The organism is Sphingobium sp. WR1 (assembly GCF_059693745.1).
Genome location: NZ_JCATID010000004.1, coordinates 309,185 through 322,861, shown reverse-complemented (window position 1 = coordinate 322,861; position 13,677 = coordinate 309,185). Strand labels below are relative to the sequence as shown.

Here is a 13,677-nt window from a genome sequence, read left to right as displayed (position 1 = left end):
TGGACGACTTTTACGCCGCCCGCAGCAGGACTATCCCGCCGCTACCGTGGTCGAATATTGCTCCGCCGTTCTCACTTGGCGCAAAGTGGGCCATCCACCGACAACGCATCCGTAACTGACGAGAACATCGTCGTCACCGCCCGTAAGCGCGACGAGAGCATTCAGGATGTGCCGATGTCAATTCAAGCGCTCGGCTCTGAACAACTGGAAAAGGCGCGTGTTGTTTCCGTTTCCGATCTGCGCCGCTTCTCACCCAACCTGAACATCCGCATCCGTCAGGATAATACGCCAGACGTGTCGATGCGCGGCGTTGGCGTTTTCGGCCTGACGCCGGGCGTTGGCTTCTATGTGAATGATGTCCAGGTTTTCGAAGGACAGAGCGCGCGTTTGGACGATGTCGAACGGGTGGAAGTACTGAAAGGCCCGCAGGGCACGCTCTATGGCGGGAGCAACATCGGCGGTGCGATCAAATATGTGACCAAGCGCCCGACCGATCGCTTCGAGGCGCAGGCCACCGCCGAATATGGCAGTTACGAGACCAAATATTTTGGCGGCATGGTGTCCGGACCACTGCTTCCCGGCCTCAACGCCCGCCTTACTGGCTTCTACACCGATACCGAGGGTTTCATATATAACCAGACTCTGCGCACACATGCGGATGCCGGACATGAAAGCGGGGCACGGTTGACCCTGGCCCATGACAGCGAAAACACCACCGTCACCGCTTATCTGACCGGCAACTGGCTGGACACCGGCCGCTTCAACCTGCAGATGACCCCGGATACGCCCGATGATGTAACCTATAATATATTTGGGGATTTCCCGGCGCATTATAATCGCAAAATCTACTCCGGAACGGTCAATATCGAACATCGGTTCAATGACACCTTGGCGCTGACATCGATCAGCGCGGCTTTCAAGTCGAAATATTGGAGAACCGCAGATGCCGATAAGCTTCCTATCTTTGACTCGCACTCCCGGGCCACCGCCCGACGCGAGGTGTATAGCCAGGAACTCCGTTTGGGCAGCATCGGTAACGATCCATTCCAATGGACTGTCGGGGCCTTTTTCCAGGCCCATAATCCAGACACTTATGTGGTAAGCATGGGTCCCAATCGTCCTGATCGCTATACTGATACTGAATTGCGAAGTAAGGACTATGCAATTTTCGCTAACGCGACCTATGAGGCTGGACCATGGAATTTCGAACTGGGCGCCCGTTATGGCTTGTCGCGCAATAAGATGCGCGATCCTCGCATAAATATCTCAGAAAGCCAGAAGTCGAATTTCGTTCTACCCAAGGCATCGATATCTTATGATATCGACACGGACGTCCTGGCCTTCGCCTCAGTTTCAAAGGGCTTTACCCCAGGCGGGATATTCGAACTGACCGGTAATAATGGCGTCAACATCCTTCGGACCTATAATCCAGAAACCAACTGGAACTACGAACTCGGCCTGAAGGCGACCTTCCCGGGCGGCATCCGCTTCAACGTGGCCGCTTACTATATCCGCTACAAGGATCGCCTGTATCAGAATACGGAGCTCAACACTGGCTCCCGCCAACCATTGACGGTGATCCGCAATGTGGGACCATCCGACAATTATGGTATAGAAATGGATCTTGTCGCTCCGCTGACCCGCCAGCTGACACTGAACGCGAATTTCGGCATGGGCCGTGCCCAATGGGCTCCCGGTTCCATCTTCATCGATCCCTATAATAATAGGCAGCCCCGCGACATCGCTGGCCTGGAAGTGCCGTGGGCGCCACGGTATCAGGGCTTGGTCGGGCTTGACTGGACCCATGAGGTCGGGGACGGCGTCCAGCTGAATTTGAACGGCGATGTCAGCTTCTATGGCGAGCAATTCTTCTATCCGATTAACCGGTGGAAGTCCCGTCCCTATCGTCTCACCAATGTGGGTGGCAGCATCGAGTGGCGCAATTTCCGCCTCTATACCAATGTCACCAACCTGTTCGATCTCGCCTATAATACATCGTTCATTGCTCCGCAGGAGTTTGGAGGCACCAGTGTCGCCCAAGTTGGCACGCCCCGGACGTGGACCGTAGGCATCACCTTTAAATATTGATTGCATGGGAAAGGCGGTGCGGAGAGAAGTCTGCACCGCCTTTCCCATGCCAATATTTCAACAGGTTCCGGTTGCAGGCCATCAGATTCAAGGAATTTATGTTGCAACGGAGGCAGGCATGTCGGCTCCATGGCAAGCAACATGCGGGAAACATGATTAGCTGGATGAAATCCCGTGATCGATCATCGGCAGCAGCACCATGCGTTCTGACGGAAATGCCTGTCTATTTCCAATGAATCTCCAAACGCAGCTACTCCGCTTATCGCCGAAACGTCCGATCAAATCCAAGCGCGCTGTGTTGAGCCTGATCCAAGAAGCATGTGTCTAAACATGGGAAAGACCGCCCGCGAAGCCTCATCATGCGGCAGCTCAACCGACCGCGAAGACAACCATGCTTCCGGCAAACTCCCTTTTCACAAAGGCCTGCGTCATCTGCCGCGATTGGACGACAATTTCTCAGGGTTCTCCACCGGCCTTGTCGATGTGCTGAACGCAAAAATATTCAGCGCCCCTTGAAAACAGGTTTGCGCTTTTCGCGAAACGCGGCAAGCGCTTCCTGCGTGTCCTCGCTGTCCGCAAGCATTGCGGTCTGGCTCTGCTCGTAACGATAGCCGTCACGCAGCGGCATTTCTTCCGTAAGACCGAAGGAGCGTTTGGCCGCGACGACCGCCAGCGGGACCTTCCGGGAAATTTCCTGCGCAATTTTGAGCGCTTCCTCCAGTAACCGCTCGCCCGGAATGCAGGCCGAGGCTACGTTCATCCGGTAAAGCTCCGGCCCACTGATCCGGCGAGCGGTGAAAATCATCAGCCGTGCATCGGACGGACTTAAGGAACGCAAAACATGGCGCACTCCGCCAGCAAGGCCGTAATCCACCTCCGTCATCGCCATGAAAGATTCTTCTGCAACCAAAAGGATGTCTGCAACCAATGCAAGTACGCAACCCGCGCCGATCGCTGCGCCATTGACGGCGGCGATCACCGGCTTGGGACATTCGAGCACCACATCGAAGGCAGCGCGCACCAGGCGATTATGACGCGCATATCCTCCAGCTTCTTTGGCAATGGCGGCCCGTTCGGTCAGATCGGCACCGGCCGAGAAGGTCTTGCCCGCGCCCGTCAGGATGATCGCTCGCACATCGGAGGCGGCGCCAAGAATGTCGAAGGTTCGCACGATCTCCTCGCGGAGCTTGCGGTCCTGTGCGTTCACCGGCGGCGCAAAAAGAGTAACTGTTGCAACGAAATCTTGAATCTCGACAGTCAATTTTTCAAGGCTATCGAAGAATATCTGTCTGTCTCTGTCCATATTCCGGCAGTCCCATTTCCGATGCTATCCGACACACGCCGCCGGTTATATTTTCGCTTTCCCTAACCCTGCCGGCGGCAAGATCGACAAATCATGCGTTGCCGCGGGGGGGAGGCTCGCCGTGCATCCTTCGGGCACCGGCATCTCATGGACATTGAGAGTCATGGCGACCAGACCATAATAGCCGATCAAGGCGGTCAACTCGACGACGCCGGCATTGCCCCACAATGTCCGAACGGCTTCATAGGTGGGAAGATCCACATGCCCATGCTGATGGAGACGCCGAGTGAACTCATAGATGATGACATCTTCATCCGACACGAATGGCGGTTCCTCGGTGCGACCTACTGCCTCGATCACTTCGATAGGCAACCCGGCGCGCTCCGCCTCCTGGGTGTGAATGGACCATTCGACCTGACAATTCCAGCGACGAGCGGTGACAAGAATCGCCAATTCCTTGTAACGAGGCGGGATATTTGTCGAATAACGGAGAAATTCGCCGAAGCGAGCCCAGCGTTGCGCCAGTTCAGGGCTGTGGATAGCAGCCCGCAGCGGGCCGATCATGCGGCCTCGTGGACCCAATACCACTTCTTCATATACGCGGAGCTGTTCCGGCGACATTTCTGTTGGTTCAAGCAGCGGAATGCGGCTGCCATTCGCCAGCCCCATTTGCCGATCGATTGGATGAATGTTTTTCAAATTATCCCCTCCGCCGATAGCGATGCCATGGCATTAGAATCAAAACCTAGTTCATTAAGTATTGCGTAAGTGTCCTGTCCAAGCAATGGCGGAGCGCGATCAAATTCCAGCGGGGAGTCGCTTAGACGGATCGGACTGACGACTTGCGGCACACTTCCGGAAAGCGGGTGTGATAAATGTTGCAGCATAGCCCGGTGATGGAGTTGCGGATCGGCGAACAGTTCGCTCACATTGTTTATTGCTGCGGCAGGAACGCCGCCCTTATCCAACGCCTCCACCAGCGCCCCTCGTGTCCACCCAGAGAAGGCTTCGTTAAGAAGGGCAGTCAATATCTCATTATTTTCGACCCGGTTCGCATTGCTGAGAAAGCGTGGATCGCTCGCCCATTCGGGCCGGCCCAATATATCGCACAGCTTAGTGAACTGGCTGTCATTCCCTACCGCAAGCACAATCTGGCCGTCCCCGCATCCAAAGATGTCCTGCGGCTGGATATTAGGATGCCGGTTGCCGCCGCGCCGGGGCGGTTGGCCGGAGACGAGAAAGTTCATCGCCTGATTGGCGAGTAGAGCCGCCGATACGTCGAGCATCGCGAGGTCGATCGTCTCGCCCTGACCCGTTCGCTCACGCCGCGCCAGGGCGGCGAGCATAGCCACCGCGGCATACATGCCCGTCATCAGGTCGATCACCGGCACACCGACCTTTTGTGGTCCGCCGCCGGGCGCATCGTCGCGCTCGCCGGTAACACTCATCAGGCCACCCATGGCCTGAATGGCAAAATCATAGGCAGCCTGATCGCGGCGCGGTCCATTCTGGCCGAAACCGGTGACCGAGCAATAGATGAGATCTGGCTTGGCGGCTCGCAATGTCGAAGCATCGAGTCCATATTTGGCGAGCGCGCCGGCCTTGAAGTTCTCGATCACGATATCGGCGGTATCGGCAATCTTACGGACGATTTCCTGACCTTTTTCGGTGGTGATATCGATCGTGATCGACCGTTTGCCGCGATTGACCGCGAGAAAATAGCCGGCTTCGCCCGTCCGTTTTCCCTCCCGGTCGGAAAGGAATGGCGGTCCCCAGCTGCGCGTATCGTCTCCGAACTTCGGACGCTCCACCTTGATGACGTCTGCGCCAAGATCGGCCAGGATTTGGGTAGCCCAGGGTGCCGCCATGATCCGGCCAAGATCGAGCACTCGCAGATGAGAGAGAGGACCCGCTGATTGTCGCGATTCAGGCATCCTCGATTTCCGTCGCGATCATGGAGGGGCGCCGCGAGAAATTTGCGTGCCAGGCGGCAAGCGCGTCGCGTCCATTGCGCCAGCCGATATCCTCGAAGCGGAAGTCGGCATAGGAAAGAGCGCAACCGATGGCGATCTGTGCAATGCCGAAAGGTCCCCCCGTCAACTCCGCTGCCATCAGGTCGAAATGGTTCAGCACCGCTTCCGCCTTGATGGCGAAGGCATCGCACCAGGTCTTTGTCACCATCTGTTCAGGCTTGTCGCGCTCGTTACGCCACAGCACCAGAAGATCAAGGAAACCGTCCCCCAGGGACTGATGGGTGAGTGCCTTCCAGCGGCCGGCGCCTTTGCTGGGGATCAGCATATGACCGTGAAGCGAATCGAGATATTCGACGATTACACCAGAATCGAATATGGCAGAACCGTCGTCGAGCACCAGTGTCGGGATCTTGCTGAGGGGATTGTCCGCCATGATCTGGGGATTAGGGCGGGTCATCGCAGCGACGCTGCGCTCAAGCTCGATCTGCTCGGCGATCCCGAGCTCATGCGCAACGACCATAACCTTCCGGACGAAGGGTGAACGTGGCGACCAATGAAGCCTCATTGCTCGTTCTCCATAGATAGTGAAAAGCAGGGCGCCTCGGAGGGGTGTCCGCATCGGCAGTTTGGGATATGCCTCATGGTTTGTGGGTATCCGGCCGGCGGGCGATGGAACATTGTCTCAACGCAAGTCGCTTATATATGATCCGCATCTATTCAGCCTGTTCTCAAGCCCGCACGAAGGGGCAAGCGTGCCTTCCCCTTCGTGCGGGCCATATTTGAAAACTTTGCTATATGCATTTAACCTAAAAGTCTAGTATATTAAATCTAATATATGCAGGCGCCGCGTGGGAGAGAAATCCGAAATGACTGGAGACATTCGACAATGGCGTTGTGCCTTGATGGCGCAATGGAATGGGCGGACTCAGCCCATCGGCGGGAGCCAAGGACAAATTTGATCTGCTCATCTTGGCCGACACGACTCCCGGTGCGGATGCGGAATATAATGTGCTTCGACGAAAAACGGCTGCCGAAGATGACGGGGATGAAGGGTTTCCTCAGCGCGCAGCGCTATGCCTTTAATGATACGCAGATGTTGCCCGGCGTAACGGTCAAGCTTTTCAAATATCTGACCGTCTATCGGATCGAGGCGGGCAGTCCTGCTGCGGCAACCCGAGCCTATGTCGATTATACCGGAACGAGGGTGCCCGAATGCGCGGGCTTCGATTCCTCCACTGCCCTGCGTTACATCCATCGCGTGACGAACGTCCTCCAATGCACCTTGGCCGACGATCCCAAGACCGTAGCCGCTGGTCCGCGCCAGGCTTATGTCCATATGGTCATACTTTGTGCGAAATATTACGCGCGCAGAGTCTATTCGAGGGTCGCGCTATTTTCCTTTGTTTCTGCAACTCCGAGCCCGTCACATGATTATGCTAGTCGAACTATACTTACATGTGATTTAGAATGCTTCAGTCGAGCTTTAACTCTCGAATGATCTTGTCGAGCGTCAGCGGATATTCGCGTATCCGTATGCCGCAAGCATTATAGACCGCGTTGGCGACGGCCGCGGCGGCGCCGCAAATGCCAAGTTCGCCGACTCCCTTGGCCTTCATCGGCGAGCTTTTATCGTCCAGTTCCTCGACAAAGATCACGTCCTGGTCGGGAATGTCGGCATGAACCGGAACCGGATATTCGGCCATGTCGTGATTGACGAAATAGCCAAAGCGCGGATCGACCACCAACTCTTCCATCAACGCCGCGCCCACGCCCATCGTCATTCCGCCGATGATCTGGCTGCGCGCCGTCTTTGGGTTCAGTATGCGCCCGCCAGCCATGACGCCGAGCATATGACGAACCCGGACTTCGCCGGTATATCGATCCACGCCGACCTCGCAGAAATGAGCGCCGAAGGCGGCCTGTGCGAATCTGGACGCGAGGTCGCCAAATTCGATGGCATCCTCCGCCGAAATTCCCGCGCGCCCTGCGATGCGCCCGAGCGATATCGTCTGACCTCCCGCCTTGAGCGCGCCATCTTCGAAAAGAATGTCTTCCGATCCGACAAAACCCGCCTTCTGCACAAGCTGTTCCCGTAACGCCAGGCACGCCGCATAGACACCCGATGTGGAGCAGTTCGCTCCACGCTGGCCACCCGAACCAGATGACATCGGAAAACGGTTGTCTCCCAGACGGACCGTCACGGCGTCGAGCGGTACGCCCAGCATTTCCGCGGCCGTCTGGGCGATGATGGTGTAGCTGCCGGTGCCGATATCGGTCATGTCGGTTTCGACCGTGACGCGGCCGTAGCCGTCCACCGTCACGCGCGCCGCAGACCTGCGGTTCAGATTGGGCCGAATCGCCGCGGCGACGCCCATGCCGATCAGCCAGTGACCATCCCGCATCTGACCTGGTTTGGGATGGCGGCGGGACCAACCGAAGCGTTCGGCACCCTGCCGAAGGCAGGCGACGAGATTGCGCGTGGAAAAGGGCCGGTCCGGCCCGGCCTCCGGATCATAGGTAACATCGTTGAGAATGCGCAACTCGACTGGATCGATGCGACAGGCTTCCGCGAGTTCGTCCATCGCGATTTCCAGTGCCATCATGCCTGACGCTTCGCCGGGCGCGCGCATCGCGTTGCCCTCCGGCAGATCGAGCGTTGCCAGACGATGCGCCGTCATCCGATGCTTGCCGCCGTAGAGAAGGCGGGTCTGACGCGCAGCGCTTTCCACTTCGCCTCCAGGCTGATCGCCCGACCAGCTTTCATGACCGATTGCGTCGATAAGGCCGTTGTGGTCCGCCCCGATGCGGATACGCTGAACCGTGGCTGGTCGGTGGGTCGTGTTGTTGGGAATTTGCGCGCGCGCAAGGGCAACCTTGACGGGTCGTCCCACGGCGCGGGCGCCCAGGGCCGCCAGCAGGGCATCGGCGCGCAGGAATAGCTTCGCTCCAAAGCCGCCGCCGACATAGGGCGTCATCAGATGGATGTCTTCGGGCTTGATGCCGAGGGTGGTCGCCAGCGCGCGGGCCATGCTCGTGGCATATTGGCTGGAGGTCCACAATGTCAGTTTCCCGTCCACCCAGGCGGCCGTGGTGGCGTGCGGTTCCATCATCGCGTGGCTGTGATCGGGCGTGGTATAGGTCTGATCGATCTTGATCGCCGCTCGCGCGAAAGCGCCGGCGAAATCGCCGACGGTTGTGTCGGGCTCGCCCTCTTCAGGCTTCACCGCATGAGCGCGTTCGGCCTTCAGATCGAAGCGTCCGGGTTCCCGCTCATAGTCGATACGCAGCAACCGGGCGCCGTCGCGCGCCTGCTCCAGCGTTTCCGCGACGACGATCGCCAACGCCTGATCATAGTGAGCGATTTGCGGCCCGCCCAGCAGGGGAGCCACATTGACACCCGCTTTCTTGAGAGGGCCTGCATTGGCATAGGTGACGACCGCGAGTATGCCGCGCGCGCGCTCCGTCTCGCGGCTGTCGATGGAAAGGATGCGTCCCTTGGCAATGGCCGCCCCGACGATCCAGCCATAAGCTGCATTGGGCGCGGCGTCGTGACGCTCATAGGCATAGGGAGCCTGACCAGTGACCTTGATCGGTCCGTCGATACGGTCATGGGCGATGCCGACAACGTTCTGCCGGTCGATCGGGTTGGCGCCGGCAGGCTCGGCGAATTTCATGACCGATTGCCTTCCTGCGCGAACAAGGCCGCCAGCGCGCGCGCTGTCAGGTCCTTCTTGAAAGCATTCTGGGCGCTTGTCCTGGAGCCGGCGAGAACGGCCTCAGCCACCGCATCCGCCCCCTGCGCCGCCAGATCCTCGGCGGCTTCCAAGCGCCAGGGCTTGGTAGCGATGCCGCCGAAGGCGAAGCGCGCGCGCCCCTCCGGCCCGAAGACCGCCGCGATCGAAACCAGTGCGAAGGCATAGGAAGCTCGATCACGTATCTTTCGATAATGATGCCGGCCGCCCAGCGGCCGGGGGAGGGTGACCGCCGTCACCAACTCTCCCGGATTGAGAACATGTTCGATATGGGGCGTGTCGCCCGGCAGGCGATGAAAATCGGCAATGGGAATGGAACGGGTTGCCCCGTCGGGGTTGACCGTTTCCACCCGCGCATCGAGCAGGCGCAGCGCAACCGCCATGTCGGAGGGGTGAACCGCGATGCAGGCGTCGGTGGTGCCGAGAATGGCATGTCCCCTGTTGATGCCCCCCAACGCGGCGCAGCCGCTGCCGGGGCGCCGCTTGTTGCAGGGCATGGCGAGATCATAGAAATAGGGGCAGCGATTGCGTTGCAGCAGGTTACCCGCGGTAGTGGCCTTATTGCGCAACTGGGCGGAAGCGCCCGACACCAACGCGCGCGAAAGCACAGCATAGTCGCGCCGCACACGCCTATCGGCGGCTAGATCGGTATTGCGCACCAGGGCGCCGATGCGCAAGCCCCCATCCCCGGTTGGCGCAATTTGGTCGAGCTTGAGCCTGTTGATATCGATCAGGTGCCGTGGCGTCTCTATCTGTAGCTTCATCAGGTCGAGCAGATTGGTGCCGCCCGCGATGAACTTGGCGCCTGCATTCTCGGCGGCGGCGCGCGCGGCTTCCTGCGGCGAGGTCACGCGCTCGAACGTGAAGGGTCTCATGCCTTCTGCTTCCCCGCGACTTCGCGGATCGCCGCGATGATGTTGGGATAGGCGGCGCAACGGCAGATGTTGCCGCTCATTCGTTCGCGGACCTCGTCGTCGGAGAAAAGAATATTCTGAAGATCGGTCGACACATGGCTGGGGATGCCATGTTCGATCTCGTCGAGCATCGCCACCGCCGAGCAGATTTGGCCGGGGGTGCAATAGCCGCACTGATACCCGTCATGCGCCACGAATGCCGCCTGCATCGGATGCATTCGATGGGGAGTCCCCAGCCCTTCGATCGTGGTTATCGAATCGCCTTCGTGGAGCACGGCGAGGGTTAGGCAGCTATTGATGCGCCGTCCCTCGACAAGGACCGTGCAGGCGCCGCATTGTCCCTGGTCGCAGCCCTTCTTCGTGCCTGTCAGATGCAAATGCTCGCGCAAGGCATCGAGCAGGGTGGTACGCGGATCGATCTCAAGGTGAACATTCTTGCCGTTCACCGTGCATGTGACGGCCATCTTGTCTCCGGCGGCCTTCCGCGACGGCGCCGCCTGGACCGGGTCTGTAAGGACAGGCACGGCGCCGGCCGCCATCAGGGTGCCGCCGCCGCCCAGAACGGCACGTCGCGTAACCCGTGGCGGATCATCCGATGCCATTGCCTATCACCTGCCTTCCGTCATAGCATAATGCGGATTTCAGCCTTGTCGTTCAACCGTCTCAGTTGACCGCAAAGCAATAGAGCCGGCCGTTGCCTCCGGTTTCGACAAGATTCTTCTGGCTGCAACCGCGGCTCGGGTGCGACGAGTTCCAGGACCCGTTGCCGCCGCCCACCTTGTCCACATGCCCCAGCATGGCGGTGCCCTGACCCTCGGCATTGCTTGTCCAGTTGCTGCAGGTGCGATCCTGGCCCGGGGCGAAAGCCCTGCCCGTCACCGTTGAACCTGTCAGTATGTCATGCGTATTGTTGGGGCCGATGCCGAAACCTTTTACCTCTTCGCCTTTGTCGGTCAGGCCGGTGGGGCCTCCGAGCATCATGCCGAGTTGGGCTTCTTCCAGCGTATCGCCATGCAGGTTGCTGAGGCTCTTGGCGATCTGGATGCCCTTGAAATTGAACCAGGGACCCTTGCCGATGCGGTCGCGTGCGTTGACCGCACCGGCCCCCTGCGTGGAAAGATAGGCGTGCCATGTCACATTGCCGCGCCCGGCCGCCGTACCCAATCGTTGACAAAGCGCATCCGCGCCAGCCAGGCCGCCCAGATTACCGCCATTTCCGATCGTTTCGCTCGTGACGAAAAAGCTCATCGGACCGCGCACAGGAGCATTAGGGGGAGTTTGGCCCGTCGGTGCTGGCTGCTGCTGCATGGCCGAAGCGCCAGCTCCCGCAAACGCGCCGAAGATGCAGATGATCGCGATTGTCTTGAAACGCATTTCCAATCCTCCTGTTTCTCTTGTTCCTGACCGGAGCGGGTCGGTGGGCGTCCGATCGCTCAATCCTTGATGCTTTGTGCTTCCTCGTAAATCCGTTCGTCCAGTAGCGCATCCAGCTTGGCCGCGTCGAATTGTCCTTCGGAACGGGCGATCACGAACACGGCCAGGCAGTTGCCGACGAGATTCGTCAACGCGGTGCAGGTCGCCATTACGCGATCGATGCCAAAGAGCAGACCAAGACCGCTGAGCGGTAGCGACCGCACACTTTGAAGCGTCGCGGCCAGCTTGATAAAGGCTCCCCCCGCAACCGCGGTCCCGCCCTTCGAGGTGAAGAGGAGGACGGTCAGCACCCCGGCCTGGTCCATCAACGAGAAGGGCGTATCGGTGGCCTGGGCGATGAAACCCACGGCCATCGCCATGTAGATGGACGTTCCGTCGAGATTGAAACTATATCCGGCGGGGAGCACGAAGCCCACCACCGACCCATCGCAACCCGCGCGTTCGAGCTTGCGCAGCAGGCGAGGCAGCACGACCTCGCCGGATGCCGTGCCGAACACGATGGCAAGTTCCGTCCGAATGAGACGCAGGATCTTGAGAAGCGAAAGGCGCATCGACATGGCGATGCCGCCGAGCACGACGAAGACGAAGAAAAGGCTCGTCAGCCAATAGAGCAGGATCAATTTGCCCAAATAGAGCAATGTCGTCGCGCCGAAGCCCCCTATGGCGGCAGCCATGGCACCGAAGGCGCCGATTGGGGCAAGGTGCATGATGAAGCCGAGAACCTTGAACAACAGGTCCTGAAAGCCGGCAATGGCCTTTATCGGCGCGCTATTCTGGGTAAACCCGCACAGGCTCATGGCTACACCGAACAGCAGCGAAATGAAGAGAACCTGGAGAATTTCTCCATGGGCGAATGCACCGACAAGGGTATCGGGTATGATGCCCATGAAAAAGCTCAGGGCCGTAAACTCCTTGGCGGAACTCGCCGCTTGGGCCGCTTTCTCGCTCAGCGCCAGGTCGGTGGCATGCAGTCCGACGCCGGGTTGGAACAGGTTGACCGCCATAAAGCCGAGCAGCATGGCGACCACCGTTACCAGTTCGAAATAGACGAGTGATTTCACAGCGAGGCGACCGAGCTGCCGCATGTCCGCTATATGCGACAGTCCCAGCACCACGGAGGTGAAGATGATCGGCGCGAGCATCATGCGGAGTAGTTTGATGAAGGCATCGCCAAGGGGCTTCATCGCAACGGCTGCATCTGGAAAGGCGATACCCAGCGCCACGGCAAGCATGAGGGCGATCAGAACCTGAATGTAAAGTTGACGCAAAACGGACATTCGCTCAATCCATAGTTCCGGAACCTCTGGCGGTTCCGTGCATATCGGGCCTGGCCATATTTGGCGGGTATATCATGCACCCCGCTATCCGGTTTTGATACAATAGTCTAGGTTTTAAATTTATAGCTGAAGGCGGTTTCATGCATAATTTCTTCACGGCTATGGTATATGAATGTGACGGTCGCTGACCGCGCCATGGGCTCTTTACGCCTATCTTTCTAGGCTTTATGGATGGCCTTGGTGGGCACCGCATCAGGTCAAGGAGGCACCATGGTGGATCTTCCGGAATTGGACATTCGTCTGGGGGCGGAGCGATTGGGCAGGCTTGATCCTGCAAGCTATGACGAGGAACAGAAGGCCGCCGCCGCGGCTGTCATCGCGAGTCCGCGCGGTCAGCTTCGCGGGCCGTTTATACCGATGATTCGCAGTCCGGAACTCATGGATCGCACGCAGCGACTCGGGGAGTTTTTGCGCTATCGCTGCTCGGTGCCCGAACGGCTGCGCGAATGGGCCATCATCGTAACGGCACGCATATGGGATCAGCCGTTCGAATGGCATGTCCACGCGCCGCTTGCCCTTGCGGCGGGCGTTTCCAGGGGGGCGCTCGTCGCGCTCAAAGCAGGAGAGGAGCCAGTGGCCGCAGCGGAGGATGAAAGAGCCGTCTATGCTTTTGTGTCCGCCCTGCACCGGCAGCATTTCGTATCGGACGCCGCTTATGATGCGCTTCTCGCCTTGTGGGGGGAGCGTGGCGTCGTCGATCTGGTCGGTATTTGCGGCTATTATGCAATGCTCGCGATGATGCTGAATACCGCCTGTGCGCCCGTTCCGGGCGAATTTTTCGCTATTCCCGATTAGGCGCGCCACAGCCTGTGCCTCATGTGGCAATCCCGCTTGTCAATGCATAAAACATTATATACTAGGTTTTAGTAAGGCCTC

Annotated in this window: 13 protein-coding genes; 4 read left to right on the top strand and 9 right to left on the bottom strand. The window is 58.9% G+C overall.

The genetic code is table 11. From position 1 onward, the window contains the following. Nucleotides 1-2,088: TonB-dependent receptor (locus AC58EF_RS07995; protein ID WP_497275836.1), on the top strand; the 2,088-nt coding region annotated here is incomplete at its 5' end. 330 nt (nt 2,089-2,418) lie between these two features. Further along, nucleotides 2,419-2,604 carry a hypothetical protein gene (locus AC58EF_RS07990; RefSeq protein ID WP_497275835.1) on the top strand — a complete coding sequence of 62 codons (186 nt, stop codon included), beginning with the start codon at nt 2,419-2,421 and terminating at the stop codon, nt 2,602-2,604. Here the strand turns inward: AC58EF_RS07990 and AC58EF_RS07985 are convergent. Genes AC58EF_RS07985 through AC58EF_RS07970 form a run of 4 tightly spaced genes read right to left on the bottom strand, consistent with a single transcriptional unit; the run spans nt 2,591 to nt 5,929 of the window. After that, entirely contained in the window at nt 2,591-3,391 is an 801-nt protein-coding gene (locus AC58EF_RS07985; RefSeq protein WP_497275834.1) for an enoyl-CoA hydratase/isomerase family protein, read from the bottom strand. The genes AC58EF_RS07990 and AC58EF_RS07985 overlap by 14 nt on opposite strands. A 45-nt stretch (nt 3,392-3,436) precedes the next feature. Further along, nucleotides 3,437-4,090, bottom strand: a complete 654-nt coding sequence (locus AC58EF_RS07980; RefSeq protein WP_497275833.1) for a carboxymuconolactone decarboxylase family protein — start codon at nt 4,088-4,090, stop codon at nt 3,437-3,439. Further along, complete coding sequence (locus AC58EF_RS07975) at nt 4,087-5,325, bottom strand: CaiB/BaiF CoA transferase family protein (RefSeq protein WP_497275832.1); 1,239 nt, start codon at nt 5,323-5,325, stop codon at nt 4,087-4,089. Before AC58EF_RS07975 ends, AC58EF_RS07980 begins: the two co-directional genes overlap by 4 nt. Beyond that, a complete protein-coding gene (locus AC58EF_RS07970; protein WP_497275831.1) occupies nt 5,318-5,929 on the bottom strand; it encodes a glutathione S-transferase family protein in 612 nt (203 codons plus the stop codon). Before AC58EF_RS07970 ends, AC58EF_RS07975 begins: the two co-directional genes overlap by 8 nt. A gap of 441 nt (nt 5,930-6,370) precedes the next feature. Between AC58EF_RS07970 and AC58EF_RS07965 the strand changes: the two genes are divergently transcribed. After that, a complete protein-coding gene (locus AC58EF_RS07965) occupies nt 6,371-6,862 on the top strand; it encodes a hypothetical protein (protein WP_497275830.1) in 492 nt (163 codons plus the stop codon). Here the strand turns inward: AC58EF_RS07965 and paoC are convergent. The 5 genes from paoC to AC58EF_RS07940 form a co-directional block, all read right to left on the bottom strand. Further along, on the bottom strand, nt 6,837-9,038 hold the full coding sequence (paoC, locus tag AC58EF_RS07960; RefSeq protein WP_497275829.1) for an aldehyde oxidoreductase molybdenum-binding subunit PaoC: 2,202 nt from the start codon (nt 9,036-9,038) through the stop codon (nt 6,837-6,839). The two genes, AC58EF_RS07965 and paoC, sit on opposite strands and share 26 nt — an antisense overlap. Further along, nucleotides 9,035-9,991: an FAD binding domain-containing protein gene (locus AC58EF_RS07955; protein ID WP_497275828.1), complete on the bottom strand. Its 957-nt coding sequence runs from the start codon at nt 9,989-9,991 to the stop codon at nt 9,035-9,037. Before AC58EF_RS07955 ends, paoC begins: the two co-directional genes overlap by 4 nt. Then, nucleotides 9,988-10,632 (bottom strand): aldehyde dehydrogenase iron-sulfur subunit PaoA, encoded by a 645-nt coding sequence (paoA, locus tag AC58EF_RS07950; RefSeq protein ID WP_497275827.1) that lies wholly within the window; start codon nt 10,630-10,632, stop codon nt 9,988-9,990. The genes AC58EF_RS07955 and paoA overlap by 4 nt, the downstream gene beginning before the upstream one ends. Before the next feature lie 61 nt (nt 10,633-10,693). Further along, the gene (locus tag AC58EF_RS07945) at nt 10,694-11,404 is read right to left on the bottom strand and encodes a hypothetical protein (protein WP_497275826.1); all 711 of its coding nucleotides are present in this window, start codon (nt 11,402-11,404) and stop codon (nt 10,694-10,696) included. 59 nt (nt 11,405-11,463) lie between these two features. Next, entirely contained in the window at nt 11,464-12,741 is a 1,278-nt protein-coding gene (locus AC58EF_RS07940) for a cation:dicarboxylate symporter family transporter (protein ID WP_497275825.1), read from the bottom strand. A 270-nt stretch (nt 12,742-13,011) separates the two neighbouring features. On the opposite strand from AC58EF_RS07940, the gene AC58EF_RS07935 reads away from it, so the two are divergent. Continuing rightward, nucleotides 13,012-13,596, top strand: a complete 585-nt coding sequence (locus tag AC58EF_RS07935) for a carboxymuconolactone decarboxylase family protein (RefSeq protein ID WP_497275824.1) — start codon at nt 13,012-13,014, stop codon at nt 13,594-13,596. The last annotated feature ends 81 nt before the right edge of the window (nt 13,597-13,677 follow it).